The organism is Bacillus sp. OV166 (assembly GCF_900177675.1).
Lineage (GTDB): Bacteria > Bacillota > Bacilli > Bacillales > Cytobacillaceae > Neobacillus.
Genome location: NZ_FXWM01000001.1, coordinates 334,892 through 354,234 on the forward strand (window position 1 = coordinate 334,892; position 19,343 = coordinate 354,234).

Genomic DNA, 19,343 nt, shown 5'->3' on the forward strand with positions numbered 1-19,343 from the left:
AGCACTATACAGCGAATTTTGATAAGCGTAAACTATCGTAAGTATCTGTCATTTCAAAGACAAATGATGATAATAGAAAATCTTTAATATTGTGCTTTGTGTTTTCGTTACTGCGGCTATCGACAAACAAAAACCAGGCTAGGTAGTTATCAAGGTACTTCGTTGCGACACCTTTAAATCGGTTTATGAATTGTTTCAATCGGGAATGGAGACCATTAACGTTTTGAATATGATATAAGCCCTTAATAACGTGTTTACCATCGTTTGATTTAATTCTGTAATGCTCAATGCCTTTTTCTTTTGCATACGTTTTATAGGCTCTCCAAGCATCTGTTACAAGTACATTTTCGGGTGTCAACTTTGAACCAATCATTTTTTCAACTTTAGTCTTAACAATACGCCCCATACAAGCTACTTTTGAAACAGTCGCTTTTGTACGATCTCTAGCAACAAGAACACAAACCTGCTCGTGGCTGATTCCTCTGTGTTTGGAGCTGCTGCCACGTTTACGGGGTTTTCTACCAGTAATGTCACGTTGACCTTTTTGAGAGTATAAGAAATAGGTCTCATCGACCTCGACAATACCCTCAAATTGTTCAAAATCGATTTGTTTAAGAGCGTTCAAGAGCTTGTGTCTCCAAGGTATTTGTTGTGTCTGTAAAAGTCTTCCTGCAAGATTTACAACGATAACGTTGACGACCATTGTATTTCCCGAATCGAACAACGTGCACAGAATTACAGTGAAGGCACTCAAACCCATCTTTAAAGCGAGTCTCCCTCATTTCATTGATTAAACGTCTACCGACAGAGGAAGAAGGATCAACATAACGTTTTACCCATTGATAGACTTGTTCTTTTTTTGTAAGGGTTAATTTATCAATGTGATTTAATAATTGCTAAACGCTTTGTCCATCCTTATAACCTCCCCGAATACTTGTTCCTATATTAATTATATAAGGGAATCAGGGAGGTTTCAATTATCAACATTTACCTTTAACACAGCCTATGAAAAAGAAACAAAGTATCGTCAATAGGGGCTATTGACAACAAAAGTTTATAAAAAAAGGATCAAAGTGTCGTCAATAAGGGCTTTTGGCGATAAAAATTCATGGGACAAGCATCAAAGTGTCGCTAATCAAATCAGAGAATATTGAAATTCATTAGTCCAAAAGGGATCAGCGTTAGTTTTTTCTTAAATTTACATCCCTGCCTTAAATCAATTATTGGTTTAAGGTTTTTTCGTATATATATACATAATTTTGTCGAGTTGAGTCATCGGTATGAAAGCGGTTAAAATAGATACATAAAGGGGTAGGAGGAATTAATATGAGTAAGCTTTCAATTATTGGAATGCCGATGGATTTAGGTCAAATGCGACGAGGGGTAGATATGGGGCCAAGTGCCATCCGTTATGCCGGGATGGTTGAACGACTTAAGCCGCTATTTGATGAAATACATGATCTAGGTGATATTCCAATTGGCAGACCTGAAGTTGTAGTGGATAAAGAATCCAATTTGCGGAATCTTGATTTAGTTGCTGAGAAAAGTGCTTTGTTGGCAGAAAAAGTAGATGCTGCTGTCGAGTCAGGTGCGTTTCCGCTTGTGCTTGGCGGGGATCATAGTATTGCTATTGGTACTTTAGCAGGTGTCTCTAAACATTATAAAAATCTTGGTGTCATTTGGTATGACGCACATGGGGATCTAAATACGGCTGAGACAAGCCCATCTGGTAATATCCATGGAATGCCACTAGCCGTAAGTATCGGGTTAGGGCACAGCCTGTTAACCGAGATTGGAGGATATGGTCCTAAAGTAAAACCTGAAAATGTAGTCATTATTGGTGCAAGAGCGCTGGATGATGGTGAAAAAGATTTAATAAAGGAAATAGGAATCAGAGTTTATACAATGCATGAAATTGACCGGATGGGGATGGCCAAAGTAATGGAAGAAGCCATCGCTTACCTGAAAGAGAAGACGGATGGTGTCCACCTTTCACTTGATTTAGATGGCCTAGACCCAAATGATGCTCCAGGCGTTGGAACACCAGTTATGGGTGGAATCAGCTACCGAGAAAGTCATCTTGCTATGGAGATGTTAGAAGAAGCAAAAATCATTACCTCAGCAGAATTTGTAGAAGTAAATCCCATTTTAGATGAAAAAAATAAAACTGCTAAAGTGGCAGTTGAATTGATGGGCTCATTATTCGGAGAAAAATTATTATAATAAATAAGTAAAGCTGCATTTCGTAAGAAAACGGGCCAACCTGTTCTTCTAGCGTGATGCAGCTTTTTTCTATTTTCTTCTTGTCAAAAAATTAAAAACCGTGTCAATTTACCTCCCTTCATAAAATCTTTAAACTAATTAGTAAGCCCTTTTAGTAAATTTTTGTTAATATTAAAGGTATTGAGAAGTTTTTTCGTGTAAAACGAAACTTTTTTGCTAACGATTCGTATTATCGGATAGCAGCAATGGAGCTGAGGTAACGTAATGGACGCAATTGTAAAAAAGAGAATAAAACAAGTAATCAAAGGGGATCAAGATGCCTTTGGTGAAATCGTTGAAATATATAAAAACAGTATTTATCAACTATGTTTCCGGATGCTTGGAAATCGTCATGAAGCTGAGGATATGGCACAGGAAGCTTTTATCCGTGCTTATGTGAATATCAAAACCTTTAATCAAGACTTGAAATTTTCAACCTGGCTTTTTCGGATTGCAACCAATCTGTGTATTGACCGAATGCGAAAAAAGAAACCGGATCATTATTTAGATGCAGAGGTTGCAGGGACAGAAGGATTAACAATGTATTCGCAGATCCCTTCGAACACACCGCTGCCAGAGTCAGAAGTAGAAAGCTTAGAGCTGCAGGATACGGTCCAGAAAGAGATATTAAAACTGCCCGATAAATATCGGACAGCCATCGTATTAAAATATATTGAAGAGTTGTCCTTAAATGAAATTAGCGAAATTCTTGATTTACCACTTGGAACGGTTAAAACAAGGATTCACCGTGGCCGGGAAGCGTTAAGACAACAATTACGATATGTGTGATAAGAGGTGAAACTGATAATGTGTCCAGAACAAATCATCGAACTAATGCATGAATACTTAGATGAAGAAATTACACCTGATCAAGAACGAATATTAAGAGAACACCTCCAAAACTGTAAAGAATGCGAAGCTATATTTAATGAGCTAAATAAGACGATCGCTTTTGTAAAGAGTGTGTCACATATGCAGGTACCTGATGACTTTACAGCGAATGTGTTGTCTCGTTTACCAAAAGAGAAACGAAAGATTTGGATGCAGCGTTGGTTGAAAAACCATCCTATGCTGGCAGCTGCCTCTTTATTTCTCATATTAATGATGGGAAGTGTATTTTCTACTTGGAATCAAGAACGAGAGTTTTCTGTCTCGAAGCAAAAAAACTTAGTAGTTAAAAATAATACGGTTATTGTACCTAAAGGTGAGACGGTCAAGGGCGATGTCATTGTTCGAAATGGGACATTAGAAATTGAAGGTGAAGTCCAAGGTGATGTGACAGTTATCAATGGTGAAAAATATTTGGCCTCTGCAGGACATGTAACAGGGCAGATTGAAGAGGTAAATGAAGTGTTCGATTGGATTTGGTATCATATTAAAAGAACCGCACAAGATGTGGTTCAAATATTTGAAGACCAACCGGAAACCAAATAAAAAAACAAATCACTCTGACCGGGTGATTTGTTTTTTTACCTAGATACATATAATAGGTACAAGAGGTATTTATGGTATAATAAATAGGTTGTAATTTATTTGTGTTAAAGAAAATTACGGAGGAAGAACAATGCCGTTTGCTGATTTCGAACTATGGAAGTATTTAGCTAGTATTGTTGATATTGTCCTCGTATGGTATGTCATTTACAAGCTGATCAATGTGATTAGAGGAACGAAGGCCGTTCAATTGCTAAAAGGCATTATCGTTATTCTTCTAGTCAGAGTTGTCAGTGAGTTTCTAGGCTTCCAAACATTAAGCTGGATGATGGAACAGGTGATAACATACGGGTTTCTTGCGATTATTATTATATTTCAGCCAGAACTTAGAAGGGCCCTTGAGCAATTAGGCAGGGGGAAGTTCTTTTCAAGAAGCAGTAATCTGGATGATGAAGATCCGGAAAAAACGGTTGAGGCGATTGTTAAGGCAACTGATTATATGGCAAAGCGCCGTATTGGGGCGTTAATCTCGATCGAAAGAGAAACGGGAATGGGCGATTACATAGAAACGGGGATCCAGTTGAATTCCAATATTTCTTCTGAATTGCTGATTAATATTTTTATCCCAAATACACCGCTCCATGATGGTGCGGTAATCATCCAAAAAAATAATGTCGCAGCAGCCGCATGCTATCTGCCGTTATCCGAAAGCCCGTTTATTTCTAAGGAGCTGGGAACCAGACATCGGGCTGCATTAGGAATAAGTGAAGTGACTGATAGTGTCACTGTCATTGTTTCTGAAGAGACAGGTCATATTTCCCTTACAAAGAACGGGGAGCTTCACCGAGCGATTAATACAGAGCAACTAAAAGAATTACTTACGAGTGAATTGTTAATTCATTTGAAAACAAAACAAGCTTCTTCAGCTCGTTGGAACTGGAGGGGGAAAAATAATGGATAAATTGATGGATAATCCTTGGTTTATTAAAATTCTTGCCTTGTTGTTAGCGGTACTTTTATATTCTTCTGTACCACATACAGGTAAAAAAATAACGGATGTGAATGTGCCAGGAGAGCAATCAACAGAAACCATTACCAATATTCCTGTAAAGGTTTATTATGATACGGAAAATCTAGTGGTGTCAGGAATTCCAGCCACGGTTGATATCACTTTAAAAGGACCAATAACCCACATTCAGTCTGCCAAAGCGTTGAAGAACTTTGAGGTTTACGTAGATTTATCAAAAGCTAAAATTGGGAAACAGAAAGTAAAATTAAAAGTAAGAGACCTGTCGGATAAGTTGAGTGCGACTGTGAAACCAGCGAGTGTAAATGTATATGTTCAGGAAAAAATCACAAAGGAATTTAAAGTTGAGGCAGAATTTAATGCGAGCCAAATAGAAGCGGGTTATTCTGCAGGACAACCCGTTGTCGAGCCAAATAAAGTGAAGATTACCGGTGCCAAAAGTATCATCGACCGGATTACTTATGTAAAGGCTGCCCTTGCGGAAAAAGATCAACTGAAAGAAACCATTTCAGACGAGGCTCATGTCCAGGTTCTTGACAAAGATCTAAATAAGTTAAATGTAGTGGTGGATCCGGAAACGGTAGAAATCACGATACCAATAAAAAGCAACAGTAAGACTGTACCGATAAAAATTGTTAGAAATGGTACTGCCCCAGAAGGTGTGACGATTGAATCGATTGATATCGATGAAAAAGAGGCAACAATCACAGGGGATGAAGATGTTCTTAAAAATACGGATAGTGTCCGTGTTGAGGTCGATCTCAGTAAAATTACCGATAACACCACCCTTACATTGCCTGTTATCATCTCTAATGGAATTACAAAGGTTACCCCGCAAATCGTAAAAGCAACCGTTGTGGTCAAAAAACAAGAAGAAAAAACAGTTCCGGATGTACCGTTAAACATTCAAGGATTATCCGAAGAATATAAGGCCACGATTAACGATCCAGGAAATCAAATGATTAATATACTTATTAATGGTCCCTCTTCGGCAGTTAGCAGCGTTAGGCCTGAGGATTTCAAAGTCTTTATTGATTTGTCTGGCCTTGTAGAAGGAGATCATATAGTCGACATTCACGTGGAAGGACCTTCGGCTGTAAAGTGGAAACCTACTAAATCATCAGCGAAAATTACGATCGAAAAAAATAATGCCTAATATCTAGCAATACACATGTTGAAGGAGAGATTTTTAAAATGGGAAAATATTTCGGGACCGACGGGGTACGTGGAGTAGCAAATAGCGAATTAACACCTGAGTTGGCCTTTAAATTAGGTCGCTATGGCGGATATGTTTTAACAAAGGATAAAGACCGTCCCAAAGTACTCATCGGACGGGATACGCGTATATCTGGCCATATGTTAGAAGGAGCCCTTGTGGCGGGGTTATTATCCATTGGAGCCGAAGTTATGCGTTTAGGAGTTATATCTACTCCAGGTGTTTCATATTTAACCAAAGCTTTAGGTGCCCAAGCAGGAGTCATGATTTCTGCTTCTCATAATCCAGTGGCTGATAACGGCATTAAATTTTTTGGTCCCGACGGCTTTAAGCTCTCCGATGAGCAGGAATTAGAAATTGAGACGCTCATCGATTTACCAGAAGATCAACTGCCTCGACCAGTGGGTTCGGAACTTGGTCAAGTCATGGATTATTTCGAGGGCGGTCAAAAGTATCTCCAATATTTGAAAAATAGTGTGGATGAAGATTTTACAGGAATCCATATTGCCTTAGATTGTGCACACGGGGCAACGTCGTCTCTAGCGGCACATTTATTTGCCGATTTAGATGCGGACCTATCAACAATGGGCGCCTCTCCCAATGGCTTAAATATCAATGCAGGAGTGGGCTCAACACATCCTGAAGCACTAGCAGCCTTAGTCAAAGAAAAGGGTGCTGATGTAGGTCTTTCCTTTGACGGTGATGGCGACCGTTTGATTGCGATTGATGAAAATGGAGCAATTGTTGATGGGGACCAAATCATGTACATTTGCGGCAAATATTTGAAAGAACAAGGCCGCTTAAAGCATGGGACGATTGTATCAACCGTTATGAGTAATTTAGGCTTCTATAAAGCACTTGAGGCACATGGGATCCATAGTGTACCGACAGCGGTAGGTGACCGTTATGTTGTCGAAGAAATGAAGAAAAATGGGTTTAATCTGGGCGGCGAACAATCAGGCCATATTATTTTCTTAGACTATAACACCACAGGTGACGGTTTATTATCAGGCCTGCAATTAGTCAATATTATGAAGGCAACTGGGAAGCCTCTTTCTGAGTTGGCTGGTGAAATGAAAAAATTCCCACAAAAGCTTGTCAATGTGAGAGTAACCGATAAACATCATGTAACCGATAATGCAAAGGTAAAAGAGGTTATTGAGCAAGTTGAAGCTGAAATGGCAGGAAACGGAAGAATTCTTGTCCGACCATCAGGAACGGAACCGCTTGTTCGCGTCATGGCAGAGGCACCGACAGAAGAACTTTGTGAATCTTATGTGAACAGGATTGTCGCAGTAGTAAAAGAAGAAATGGAATTAAAGGAAGAATAAAACCCATATATATGCATAAAGGAACGAACTGCTTCCTTTATGCATATTTTATTATGTATTGTTTAGTTATGTATATATTTCAGGTATCAGTTGACGTAACAAACCTTATCGTGTAGTATAAAGTTGCTTTGCTTCATAAAGCACTTTTTTACCAATTTTATCTAGAAAGGTGGGCTGAAGAGAGAGTTACTTTTTTTAAAAAGCGCCTGAACTGCCCAAAGTGGTTGGGTTAGTTGACGAGGAGGAGGTTTATCGAATGTTCGGCGGATACCTCCCGGTTGAACGTGTACAACCGAAAATTTCTTCTTTAAAACACAGAGGCAACTCTGTGCACAAAGAGAAGAAAATGCACATACTAACAGTAATGTTCAAAAGGTATAGACAGATACCTAAAAAAACAGAGATAAGGGGGCAAGCATAAGCCTCCAAAGCATTCTTGCCCCCTATATCAGGGAGGAAAAGAAAATGTGTGGAATTGTTGGATATATTGGAAATAATGATACAAAAGAAATTTTATTAAAAGGCTTAGAAAAGCTCGAATATAGAGGCTATGATTCAGCCGGAATTGCTGTAAAGAATGAGAACGGAGTTCATGTTTTTAAAGAAAAAGGCCGGATTGCTGATTTACGTAAGATCGTGGATGAAAATGTTGCTGCAAATATCGGAATTGGCCATACTCGTTGGGCGACACACGGGGTACCAAGCAAGATAAATTCCCATCCTCATCAAAGTACATCAGGACGTTTCACACTTGTTCATAATGGGGTAATCGAGAACTATGACCTTTTAAAGCGTGAATATTTAGCAGATGTCAAATTCACAAGTGAAACTGACACGGAAGTCATTGTTCAGATGATTGAGTTGTTTGTCAATGAAGGATTAGTGGTTTTAGAGGCATTCCGTAAAACACTAACGTTATTACATGGGTCATATGCTCTTGCATTATTAGATGCACAAGACAATGAAACCATTTATGTTGCGAAAAACAAAAGCCCTCTTTTAGTTGGATTGGGTGACGACTTTAATGTAGTTGCCAGTGATGCGATGGCCATGCTTCAAGTAACGAATCAGTACCTAGAATTAGTGGACAAAGAAATCGTTCTTGTTTCAAAGGATGAAGTCATTATACAAAATCTTAACGGGGAAATCATCAGCCGTAAGCCATATACAGCGGAACTTGATGCAAGTGACATTGAAAAGGGCACATACCCTTACTATATGTTAAAAGAAATCGATGAACAGCCGCTTGTATTACGGAAGATTATTCAAACCTATCAAAATGAGCAAGGGGAATTAACAATTGACCCTGAAATCATTTCTGCGATGAATGCTTCTGATCGTGTCTATATTATTGCAGCTGGAACTTCTTATCATGCCGGTCTAGTTGGAAAGCAGTTCATTGAAACGATTGCAAAAGTTCCTGTGGAAGTCCATATTGCTAGTGAATTTGTCTACAATATGCCGCTTCTAACAAAGAATCCATTGTTCATCTTCATTTCTCAAAGTGGGGAAACGGCTGACAGTCGTGCAGTTCTCGTAAAAGTAAAAGAAATGGGATATCCAACGTTAACGATCACCAATGTTCCCGGTTCAACACTTTCTCGTGAAGCGGATTATACACTCTTGCTGCATGCGGGTCCTGAAATTGCTGTTGCTTCATCCAAAGCATATACAGCACAACTTGCTGTGTTAGCCATTTTAGCTGAAGTTACAGCAAAGAGCCAAAATATCAGTGTAGATTTTGATCTAATCCATGAACTTGGAATTATTGCAAACGCGATGGAAGTTCTTTGTGACTCAAAAGAATTAATTGAGCACATTTCAAGAGAATTTTTAGCAGTTACACGTAATGCTTTCTTTATTGGCCGTGGTGTTGACTATTATGTTGTCTTAGAAGGTGCCTTGAAGCTGAAGGAAATTTCTTATATTCAAGCAGAAGGTTTTGCTGGTGGGGAATTAAAGCACGGCACAATTGCATTAATTGAAGAAGGAACACCAGTATTCGCACTTGCCACCCAAGAAAGTGTAAACTTAAGTATCCGTGGAAATGTGAAAGAGGTTGCTGCTCGTGGAGCAAACACTTGCATCATTTCAATGAAGGGATTAGAAATGGACGACGATAGCTTCGTCATCCCGGAAGTACATGAATTATTAACACCACTTATCTCTGTCATACCTATGCAATTAATTGCTTATTACGCAGCTCTGCACCGTGATTGCGACGTTGATAAACCGCGTAATCTAGCTAAATCAGTAACGGTTGAGTAATCGTAAATAAGGATTTCAAAATCGAAGAGAGATCAGGCAACTGGCCCTGGTTCTTCTTCGATTTTTTTTGTCTTTTAAAGGATTATCAATGTTGTCAACAATCACAATGACAAATTGTATTTTTGTAAAAATAGAAATGTTTCTGTAAACGCTTTATTCTTAAGATAGAAAGTTCAACAATATTAGATAAAGAGGGGGACAAAAAGATAATGAATGAAAAAGTTAATGATAAATCAGATGTAAAAGTAAAAATACAAAAATTCGGTAGTTATTTAAGTGGTATGGTCATGCCAAATATCGGGGCCTTTATTGCATGGGGGCTAATAACCGCGTTATTTATTCCAACTGGCTGGTTACCAAATGAAGATTTGGCTAAATTAGTTGGGCCAATGATCACGTTCTTACTGCCACTATTAATTGGTTTTACCGGTGGTAAAATGATTTATGACATCCGTGGTGGAGTCGTTGGTGCGACTGCAACAATGGGTGTCATCGTCGGAACAGATATCCCGATGTTTTTAGGAGCTATGATTATGGGTCCTATCGGGGGATATCTCATTAAGAAATTTGATGAAATGCTTCATGGAAAAATCAAATCTGGATTTGAAATGCTTGTGAATAACTTTTCTGCCGGAATCCTTGGCGGTGTGTTAACGCTAATCGCCTATAAAGGTGTTGGACCAGTTGTTGAAGCATTGAGTAAGGTTTTAGCTTCAGGTGTTCAATTTATTATCAACCATAATATGTTGCCATTAGCAAGCATCTTTATTGAACCAGCAAAAGTCCTATTTTTAAATAATGCGATCAACCATGGTATTTTAAGCCCATTAGGGATTGAACAAGCAGCAAAAGCAGGAAAATCCATTCTTTTCTTACTTGAACCTAACCCTGGTCCTGGTTTAGGGATCTTACTAGCTTTTATGCTATTTGGCAAAGGTGCAGCGAAACAAACGGCTCCAGGTGCGGTTATTATCCACTTCTTAGGTGGTATTCATGAAATTTACTTCCCATATATTTTAATGAAGCCTATGCTTCTTCTAGCTGCTATGGCTGGTGGTGTGAGTGGAGTATTTACATTTAATCTTTTCAATGCAGGTCTAGTCGCAGCTCCATCACCAGGTAGTATCTTCGCTCTTATGGCGATGACGCCGAAAGGAAACTACCTTGGAGTATTGGCAGGGGTGTTAGTAGCAACAGCCGTTTCCTTCGCGGTTGCAGCCTTAATCTTGAAAACTAGTAAGGCAACAGATGAGGATTTAACTTCTGCAACAGTAAAGATGGAAGAAATGAAAGGCAAGAAAAGCTCTGTTTCTTCAGTTCTAGCTAGTCAAAAACCTATTAATTCAGAATCTGTTAATAAAGTTGTCTTTGCTTGTGATGCTGGTATGGGGTCTAGTGCAATGGGTGCATCCATTTTAAGAAATAAAATGAAAAAAGCTGGTGTCGATGTCACTGTAATCAATACAGCGATAAATAATTTACCAAGTGATGCAGATGTAGTCGTAACCCATAAGGATTTAACCGATCGTGCAAAAGCAAAGCTTCCAAATGCAAACCATATTTCAGTTGAAAATTTCTTAAATAGTCCTCGCTATGATGAATTAGTTGAAGCTCTAAAGAAATAAAAGAACAAATGCCTAGCCAATGTGCTAGGTTTTTGTTTATTGTGTCAAAGTGCTCCAGTCCTGTCGTGTGCTTGCGCTTTTATAATCATGTCAACAATTCATATGACTAAGTCGGATTATCCTCTTGTTGTATAAAGGATATTGCAGGATTAAAATTGAATTGTGAGTATTCATTATAATATTGGCAACATCCTATGATGGGGGGACGAGGATTTAAATACTTTACACGGAGTGAGATCATGTATATTTCCGCAAGAGAAAGACAAATTCTTGAAATCTTGTTAACTGAAACAGACGAGATGACCGTTAAAGACCTCGCAGATCAAATTGGGGTGAGCGGTAGGACCGTTCATCGAGATTTAAAGAATATTGAAGATATATTAACAGAATATGAACTTTCCTTACAAAAAAAGTCAGGTGTGGGTGTTCAAATTACAGGAAGCAAGGACAAAATAGGCGAACTTGAACTATTTTTGTTTAACCTTTTTCATACCGAATATACACCTGATGAAAGACAAACGATCATTTTGTGTGCATTATTGGAATCGAATGGACCGGTAAAGCTTTTAGGTCTTGCTAATGATTTAAATGTCACCATTGCAACGGTAAGTGCTGATTTAACGAAATTAGAAGAGAGATTACAAACGTTTGGATTAGCTCTGATTAGAAGAAGAGGCTATGGGGTTGAAATTGAAGGCGATGAAGGTGCAAAAAGAAGAGCGATGAGTAATCTAATTTCTGAGTACCTCGATGAATCAGAAATTCTTTCCCTTGCAAGAGAAAATATTCAAAAGCGGTCAACACAGCAAATCAATACGATTTCTGAAAGGCTTCTAGGTCTAGTAGAAAAGAAAAAACTGCTCACCGTTGAAAAAATTGTTGAATCAACTATTCAGGATTTACCTTTTAATATGGCTGATAGTGCCTATATTGGTTTGGTTGTTCATTTGGCCTTGGCGGTGGAACGGATCCAAAAAGGGGAAGGGATCAAGATCAACCAGTCTTACCTGGAGAATCAACAATCATCCAAGGAATATAAATTTGCTGGAAAAATTGTTTCTCAATTGGAGCAAGTTTTTCAAATTGAAATTCCAGAGGCAGAGATTGCTTACATTACCATGCACTTAAAGGGTGCAAAGCTCAGACATGATAATGAATATTTAATCGAGGATTCCAGTTTACAAATAGCTATTAAATCGAGGAATTTAATCGACATGGTTGGAAAACGAGTGGGATTAGACTTAACAACTAATCGTTCCCTATTTGAAGGACTGGTTGTGCATCTAAAGCCTGCCATCTATCGAATTAAACAAAAGATGGGGATAAGTAATCCACTGTTGGAAAAAATCAGGCGGGATTATGGTGAGTTATTTTCTACTGTCAAACAAGCAGTTGAACAGGTGTTTCATGAGTTTTATGTTCCTGATGAGGAGATTGGTTATCTCGTCATGCACTTTGGTGCGGCCATCTTAGCGAACAAGGATATCGTTCAGTTAAAAACATTGGTTATTTGTTCTAGTGGAATTGGTACATCAAAGATGCTGGCAACGAGATTACAACAAGAGTTCCCGGAGCTAAAGGAAATTCAAAATGTATCAGTCATGGAATTTAAAAAAATGAAAGCGGATAACTATCAATTAATTATTTCTACGATCCCGATTCCTGATTATCACTTGGATTATATCTTAGTTAGTCCAATCTTATATAAAGATGAAATCGAGAAGATTCGCTCGTTTATCAATGAACAAATCATCATCAATGGGTCGGAAATGAAATTTTCTGTTCCTTTCATTGATAAAATTAGTAAGAAAAATACAAAGATGCTCATCGAAGAGATGCAAAGCATTCAGGGATATGCCCAGACAATCGCTGCGATCTTGGAAGGATTTGAGTTAACAAAAATTAATGACGAAGAGAACGTAACAGCAATTATTAAACGAGCATGCAAAGAATTATTAGCTAATAAAAAGATTAATAATACTGAAGCGGTTGTCGATGCGATATTCGAAAGAGAAAAGCTCGGGGGTTTAGGTATTCCGGGTACGACTATGGCTTTATTCCATGCGCGGTCAGCACATGTAATCACACAAACATTCACAATCTATGTCACTCAAAATCCAATTGAGGTTGTAGGGATGGATCAGAAGGAAATGGAAATAAAGTCAATCATATTAATGTTATCTCCTGAGGAAACAGCTGAGAGTTCATTAGAAGTCCTGAGCTACCTTAGCTCCTTACTAATAGAAAGTGAAGAAAGTATTTCCGTCTTTCAATCGGACGATAAGGAAGAAATAGTAACCTATCTAACTGCAAGATTTAATCAATTTTTTACGGAGAAATTAAACAAAATAAGGAGTGTATAAATATGTCAAAAGCAATTTTAGCAAAAGAAAATATTCTATTAAATGCATCATTGGGGTCAAAGGAAGAAGCCATTAGGCTAACGGGAAGCATTCTTGTGGACAAAGGATATGTTGCTGCAGATTATATCGAAAAAATGCTTGAAAGAGAAGAACTCACTTCTACGTATATGGGGAATTTTGTGGCCATTCCGCATGGTACGGAGGATTCGAAGGCGTATGTGATGGAATCAGGTATTTCCTTCATTCAGGTTCCTCAAGGAGTTGACTTTGGAAATGGGAATATCGTCAAGCTGCTAATTGGAATCGCCGGTAAAGATAATGAACACCTAGATATTCTATCTAGTATTGCAATTGTCTGCTCCGAAGAAGAAAATATTGAAAAATTAGTTTCCGCAAAATCAGCTGATGAGATTTTAGCCATTTTTGAAGAGGTGAACTAAGATGCTCGCAATTCACTTTGGTGCCGGGAATATTGGCCGCGGCTTTATTGGGAATCTATTATATCATTCAGGATACGAAACTTGTTTTGTCGACGTAAATCGTGAAATCGTCGACTTACTTAATGAAAAGAATGAATACCGTGTCGTTCTTGCAGAACCGACGCAAGCGGAAGTCGTTATCAAAAACGTGAGGGCGATTAATAGTGCGCTAAACCCGGAACAAGTAATCGAGGCAATTGCTAAAGCGGATCTTGTAACGACGGCAATCGGTCCCAATATTTTACCGTTTATTGCGAATTTGCTGGCAGATGGTTTACGGAAGCGGATGGAACGAACAGATAAGCCTCTTAATATTATCGCGTGTGAAAACATGATCGGCGGCACTTCTTTTTTAAAAGAAAAGATTTATGAAAAACTAACTGTGGATGAAATTTCCCTATTTGATGAGCGCTTTGGATTTCCAGATTCTGCAGTTGACCGTATTGTTCCGAATCAAGTTAATGAAGATAAGTTAATGGTTAAAGTTGAGCCTTTTTATGAGTGGGTGGTCGAAGAGCCAAAGATTATTGGCGAAAAGCCGCCTGTTAAGGGAATAACATATGTTCAGGAATTAATCCCTTTTATTGAACGGAAGTTATTCACCGTGAATACAGGTCATGCCTTGGCTGCTTATTTTGGTTATCATTATGGAATGGAAACAATTAATAGTGCGATGGGGAATAAGGAAATAAGTGAATTAGTAGAAGGTGCGCTGAAAGAAAGCGGAGCGTTTTTAGTAAAGAAATACGGCTTCAACGAAGAAGAGCACAACAAATACATTCAAAAGATAATTGGGCGCTTCTCAAATGATTATATTGTAGATGAAGTAACAAGAGTCGGACGTTCGCCGATTCGCAAGCTAGGGCCAAATGATCGACTCGTTAGCCCTGCTAGGCAATATGCAGAAGTGTTCGGAACCGAACCGACATTTCTTCTGAAAGGAATTGCAGCTGCGCTTTCTTACGACGTTCAAAGTGATGAGGAAGCCGTACAAGTCCAAACGACGATTCGTGAACAAGGGATCGATGCCGCGATTGGGAAGTATACCGAACTTGATGCAACATCCATTTTGTTTACAGGGATTGTTGAACAATACCAACAATTGAATGCGGGAAAATAATAGTAAAAACACGAACAGCGCCAGACACTGTTTGTGATAAATAATCAGGGATCTTTTGACACCGTTCATTTGATATGAACGGTGTCTTTTTACTTCGGCTCAAATATTATTTATTTCTTAAAGGGAAAACAATTTTCACAGTGGTCCCTTTATTAATTTCACTTTCATACTCAATTGACCCGTTCAATTCACGGATGATTTTGTTGGTTACCATACTGCCAAGTCCTGTCCCTTTCGTTTTTGTAGTATAAAAGGGCAAGCCTATCTGTTTTAACTGCTCGGGCGTCATTCCTTTCCCGTTGTCTTTAATACTAATTTCAACAGCATTTTTGAAATGGTCAGCATTTAAATCAATCTTAATGGTCCCTTGATTTGATATGGACTCAATCCCATTTTTGATCACATTCATGATCGCTTGCTTTAAATGGGCTTCATCCCCATTTACATAAAATGGTTCTTTATTTTCATAATCAATAATGACATTTGAGTAGGAGGCAAGAGGCCTCATTAATTGAACACAATCATTCATCACATCATCGATTGAAACAATTGCCAATTGAAAAGGTTCAGGCTTTGCGACTTTCAAATAGTTTGTAATAATACTGTTGGTTCGATCTAGTTCTTCCATTATTAAAGGCGAGAATTTTTTAAATTGCTCATCTTTTGTATCTTTACTTAAAAATTGGATAAATCCTCTAATGGTTGCGAGAGGATTTCTAATTTCATGCGCAATCGAAGCTGTGAGCTGGCCAATCATCGTTAACTTATCAAGATAAACCATTTCCTCAAATTGCTTATTAATTTTTATCAAGTTTTCAATCACAAAGATCAGGGCCATAACCGTAATATATAAGGCAATAAAGTAAATCAAATAAAAAGATAGACTTAAAAAATTGATACTATAATATAGAATCGTAATATAAATAATAAAATAGCAAACAACGACCATTGTTCCTGCCACAAGCTTAGAAGGTGATTTATGAAAAAATCTCCGGAAAGCAAGACCGCATAAGAAGGCGACAATGGATACCAAGATGCCAATCGCTAGGAATTTTCCACCGAAAAAATAGCGGACAAGGCATGCACTTACTAAAACGATGCCCCCAGGTAACCAACCCCCATACAGAGTGAGGATCAGAATGGAGCTCATCCTTAAATCAAAATGGGTTGCCCCCAAGGTTTCAATTGGATAAAACATACAAAAAAGCGTTCCTAAGGAACCAATCAAACCATAAATCACTTTTTGTTTTAAAGCATTAGGAACTTTCGTTTGAAAGGGAAAAAATAAGTTAGCATTAAATGTAAAAGATAATAAGATCGTGATGTTAACTAACAGTGGTTTGATTAGAGTAATCAAGAAACATCCTCCAAAATCATAAATGATATGCTTCCACATTTATCCTTCCCTGCGGGCCGATAAACTTTACGCACAAAAACATCTACTATGAATAATACCTCAAATCTGTAAGGCATGTAACCCACTCTAACCGAAAATGAAGTGTTCGTACAAAAAAAGCCCCTCTCTCTGTAAAAAGTAGAAAGAAGAGCTTTTATATTACGATCATCTAGTTTCCGCTGGTCGATTGCCTGCATGTAATTTGCGAAATTTAATATAGCTTCCAATTCGCCAAACGCAGATATACAGAAATGCCATTGTCATCGTTAGCACTGTAAACTCGATGTAATCCATACTTTTGAAATACTGACTTAACGCGATGCGAATGACAATGATGGCGATGATTACATACTTAAACGTTTTATTTGGCTTTGAATAAATCAATCCATCTTCGCGGATCTCATATGATGTTTGAGTTAGCATAATCGCTCCAAACAATGTGCCGAGTAGACCGGCAATCAGCATTTCCCAAAAGGCGGGCAGATGAAAGGGCTCACCTGGAATGTGCAACAACTGACTGATACTAAACGAAAACATGACCAATACAAATAAAACAGGAGAGATAATACCGAAACCGCCCCTTTTGATTGGACCCTTTCTTCCCTTCATTTTGAAAAAAAGTACAAGACCAAAAATGACGAGGACAATTACCATAATCATGATTATTTTCAATTTGCTTCAATCCCTTTCGGAAGACATATAAATAATATATTTATTGTATTGTTATCATAAGGGAAAATAACCTATGTAAGGTAGTGGGAAATTTCATGCTTTTTAGTATGAGATTGTTCATGATCCTCGGGGTTGATAAAAACAACCTTTGCTTCAGTGGGGAAATGAAAACCATGTTTAAGGAGCAATTGGTGGAACAAAGATTCAGCTCGTTTTAGTTGGTCGAGAGGATTGAGAATTTCATTGAATGTATATTTTGTTAACATTACAAAAAAATGGTTATTTTATTATTCAGAAAATTATTGACAACAATTAATATAAAATGTTATTATTTTCCTCTGTGACTCAGGATAGATCAGGAGGGGATAACGGTTGATTCATCTACAAGGGATTAGCAAATCTTTCAAGGTAGCCCAGAGACAGACAGGCTTTCGTCAGGCTGCGAAGTCTCTTTTTTATCGAAAACATACGGTTGTTGACGCTCTAAAGGATCTCTCTTTTTCTATTAAACCAGGAGAAATAGTCGGTTACATAGGTCCGAATGGAGCGGGGAAGTCCACCACAATAAAAATTATGAGCGGGATCTTGGTGCCTGACACCGGGAATTGCACGATCATGGGTTATACACCATGGAAAGACCGGGTGCATTATGTCCAAAATATTGGAGTTGTTTTCGGTCAGCGCTCACAGCTATGGTGGGATGTTCCGGTAATGGATTCCTTCGAACTCTTAAAAGACATCTACAAGGTTCCCCAGAAAGAATATCAAACTACGATTAATCTACTCATCGAAACGCTAGAACTGAAAAACATAATCAATTCACCCGTCCGACAATTAAGCTTAGGGCAGCGAATGCGCTGTGAAATAGCAGCTTCTCTCCTACATAATCCGAACATCTTATTTTTAGACGAACCAACCATCGGCCTTGATGCTGCTTCTAAAATAGCTGTCCGCCAATTCATCAAAACGATCAACAAGGAAAAGGGAGTCACCGTCATCCTGACCACGCACGATATGAATGATATCGAAGCGTTGGCTGGCAGGGTTCTTTTAATCGGAAAGGGGAGCTTATTGTACGACGGCAGTTTAGAGGAATTAAGAAAACAATTTGGTTCCCAGAAAACAATCACTGCTGATTTCCGCAAAAATGTAAATCCCATCGAGATCCCACATGCAAACGTGCTTTCATGGTCGCCGGAACGGGTCATCCTCAGCATTAATACGGAGCAGGTTAAAACATCGGAAATCATTACTCAGTTGTCCGATAAGCTTGAGTTGATTGATGTTTCGATTGAATCCCAACCGATTGAGGAAACGATACTCCAGCTTTATAAGGAGTACCGAATATGAGAGTGTATCTATCTGTTTTGAAGCTGCGGTTAAACATTGGCATGCAGTACCGGACTGCCGCATTGGCAGGAGTAGCTACTCAATTTTTCTGGGGTTTTATCTCAATTATGGTATTTGAAGCATTTTACGAATTTGCAACGAAAACTCCTCCTATTTCCTTAAAGGAATTAATCACCTACATTTGGCTGCAACAGGCCTTTCTTGTGTTCGTTACCGTCTGGTTTCGCGATAACGAGCTATTTGATTTGATAACAAGTGGTAATATTGCTTACGAACTATGCCGGCCATGTGAGCTCTATGGTTATTGGTATGCCAAGCTTCTGGCGCAGCGGCTGTCCAGTGCCTTCTTGCGCTGCTTTCCGATTCTAATTGTTTCATTCTTCTTGCCAAAACCATACAAGATGACACTGCCGCCAAGTTTACCTGCATTTCTATTATTCACATGCTCATTACTACTAGGATTACTTCTCTTAGTAGCGATCTCGATGTTCTTATATATATCCGTATTTGTGACCTTGTCCCCAATGGGATCGCTATTAATATTTGGTGTCCTCGGCGAATTTTTTGCTGGATTAATCATTCCTGTACCGCTTATGCCGGACTGGCTTCAAAAAATAGCTAATGTCCTGCCGTTTCGCTGGACGGCGGATTTCCCGTTCAGGGTTTACTCAGAACATATCCCACCGCATGACGCTATCATCGGTATCATCATCCAATTGATTTATATTGTGGGTCTTGTCTGGCTAGGGAGGTCGGCACTAAATAGAGTATTGAAGAAAGTTGTCGTCCAAGGAGGTTAACCA

Annotated in this window: 15 protein-coding genes and 1 pseudogene; 13 read left to right on the forward strand and 3 right to left on the reverse strand. The window is 38.6% G+C overall.

Going from position 1 to position 19,343, the window contains the following annotated elements:
- Positions 1 to 4: 4 nt before the first annotated feature.
- Positions 5 to 881, reverse strand: a pseudogene (locus tag CCK98_RS01750) (IS1595 family transposase).
- Positions 882 to 1,326: 445 nt separating this feature from the next.
- Here CCK98_RS01750 and rocF point away from each other — a divergent pair.
- The 11 genes from rocF (at position 1,327) to CCK98_RS01805 (ending at position 15,122) form a co-directional block, all read left to right on the forward strand.
- On the forward strand, positions 1,327 to 2,223 hold the full coding sequence (rocF, locus tag CCK98_RS01755; RefSeq protein WP_088085026.1) for an arginase: 897 nt from the start codon (positions 1,327 to 1,329) through the stop codon (positions 2,221 to 2,223).
- A 264-nt stretch (positions 2,224 to 2,487) separates the two neighbouring features.
- Entirely contained in the window at positions 2,488 to 3,051 is a 564-nt protein-coding gene (sigW, locus tag CCK98_RS01760; RefSeq protein ID WP_088085027.1) for an RNA polymerase sigma factor SigW, read from the forward strand.
- 18 nt (positions 3,052 to 3,069) lie between these two features.
- On the forward strand, positions 3,070 to 3,696 hold the full coding sequence (locus CCK98_RS01765; protein ID WP_373408475.1) for a zf-HC2 domain-containing protein: 627 nt from the start codon (positions 3,070 to 3,072) through the stop codon (positions 3,694 to 3,696).
- A gap of 130 nt (positions 3,697 to 3,826) precedes the next feature.
- On the forward strand, positions 3,827 to 4,654 hold the full coding sequence (gene cdaA / locus CCK98_RS01770) for a diadenylate cyclase CdaA (protein WP_088085028.1): 828 nt from the start codon (positions 3,827 to 3,829) through the stop codon (positions 4,652 to 4,654).
- Positions 4,647 to 5,876 (forward strand): YbbR-like domain-containing protein, encoded by a 1,230-nt coding sequence (locus tag CCK98_RS01775; RefSeq protein ID WP_088085029.1) that lies wholly within the window; start codon positions 4,647 to 4,649, stop codon positions 5,874 to 5,876. The genes cdaA and CCK98_RS01775 overlap by 8 nt, the downstream gene beginning before the upstream one ends.
- A 38-nt stretch (positions 5,877 to 5,914) precedes the next feature.
- Complete coding sequence (glmM, locus tag CCK98_RS01780; RefSeq protein ID WP_088085030.1) at positions 5,915 to 7,267, forward strand: phosphoglucosamine mutase; 1,353 nt, start codon at positions 5,915 to 5,917, stop codon at positions 7,265 to 7,267.
- Between the two features lie 465 nt (positions 7,268 to 7,732).
- Entirely contained in the window at positions 7,733 to 9,535 is a 1,803-nt protein-coding gene (gene glmS, locus CCK98_RS01785) for a glutamine--fructose-6-phosphate transaminase (isomerizing) (protein WP_088085031.1), read from the forward strand.
- A 209-nt stretch (positions 9,536 to 9,744) separates the two neighbouring features.
- Positions 9,745 to 11,160, forward strand: coding sequence for a PTS mannitol transporter subunit IICB (locus CCK98_RS01790; protein ID WP_088085032.1), 1,416 nt, complete (start codon positions 9,745 to 9,747; stop codon positions 11,158 to 11,160).
- A gap of 239 nt (positions 11,161 to 11,399) precedes the next feature.
- Positions 11,400 to 13,523, forward strand: a complete 2,124-nt coding sequence (locus CCK98_RS01795) for a BglG family transcription antiterminator (RefSeq protein ID WP_088085033.1) — start codon at positions 11,400 to 11,402, stop codon at positions 13,521 to 13,523.
- A gap of 2 nt (positions 13,524 to 13,525) precedes the next feature.
- Positions 13,526 to 13,963, forward strand: a complete 438-nt coding sequence (locus CCK98_RS01800; protein ID WP_088085034.1) for a PTS sugar transporter subunit IIA — start codon at positions 13,526 to 13,528, stop codon at positions 13,961 to 13,963.
- A gap of 1 nt (position 13,964) precedes the next feature.
- Positions 13,965 to 15,122 carry a mannitol-1-phosphate 5-dehydrogenase gene (locus CCK98_RS01805; protein ID WP_088085035.1) on the forward strand — a complete coding sequence of 386 codons (1,158 nt, stop codon included), beginning with the start codon at positions 13,965 to 13,967 and terminating at the stop codon, positions 15,120 to 15,122.
- Positions 15,123 to 15,228: 106 nt separating this feature from the next.
- On the opposite strand, the gene CCK98_RS01810 is transcribed toward CCK98_RS01805, so the two are convergent.
- Complete coding sequence (locus tag CCK98_RS01810) at positions 15,229 to 16,479, reverse strand: ATP-binding protein (protein ID WP_088085036.1); 1,251 nt, start codon at positions 16,477 to 16,479, stop codon at positions 15,229 to 15,231.
- Between the two features lie 204 nt (positions 16,480 to 16,683).
- Positions 16,684 to 17,190, reverse strand: coding sequence for a CcdC protein domain-containing protein (locus CCK98_RS01815; RefSeq protein WP_373408476.1), 507 nt, complete (start codon positions 17,188 to 17,190; stop codon positions 16,684 to 16,686).
- Between the two features lie 372 nt (positions 17,191 to 17,562).
- On the opposite strand from CCK98_RS01815, the gene CCK98_RS01820 reads away from it, so the two are divergent.
- Both CCK98_RS01820 and CCK98_RS01825 read left to right on the forward strand, forming a co-directional pair.
- Positions 17,563 to 18,540 (forward strand): ATP-binding cassette domain-containing protein, encoded by a 978-nt coding sequence (locus CCK98_RS01820; RefSeq protein ID WP_088085037.1) that lies wholly within the window; start codon positions 17,563 to 17,565, stop codon positions 18,538 to 18,540.
- Positions 18,537 to 19,340, forward strand: coding sequence for an ABC transporter permease (locus CCK98_RS01825; protein ID WP_088085038.1), 804 nt, complete (start codon positions 18,537 to 18,539; stop codon positions 19,338 to 19,340). Before CCK98_RS01820 ends, CCK98_RS01825 begins: the two co-directional genes overlap by 4 nt.
- Positions 19,341 to 19,343 lie beyond the last annotated feature (3 nt).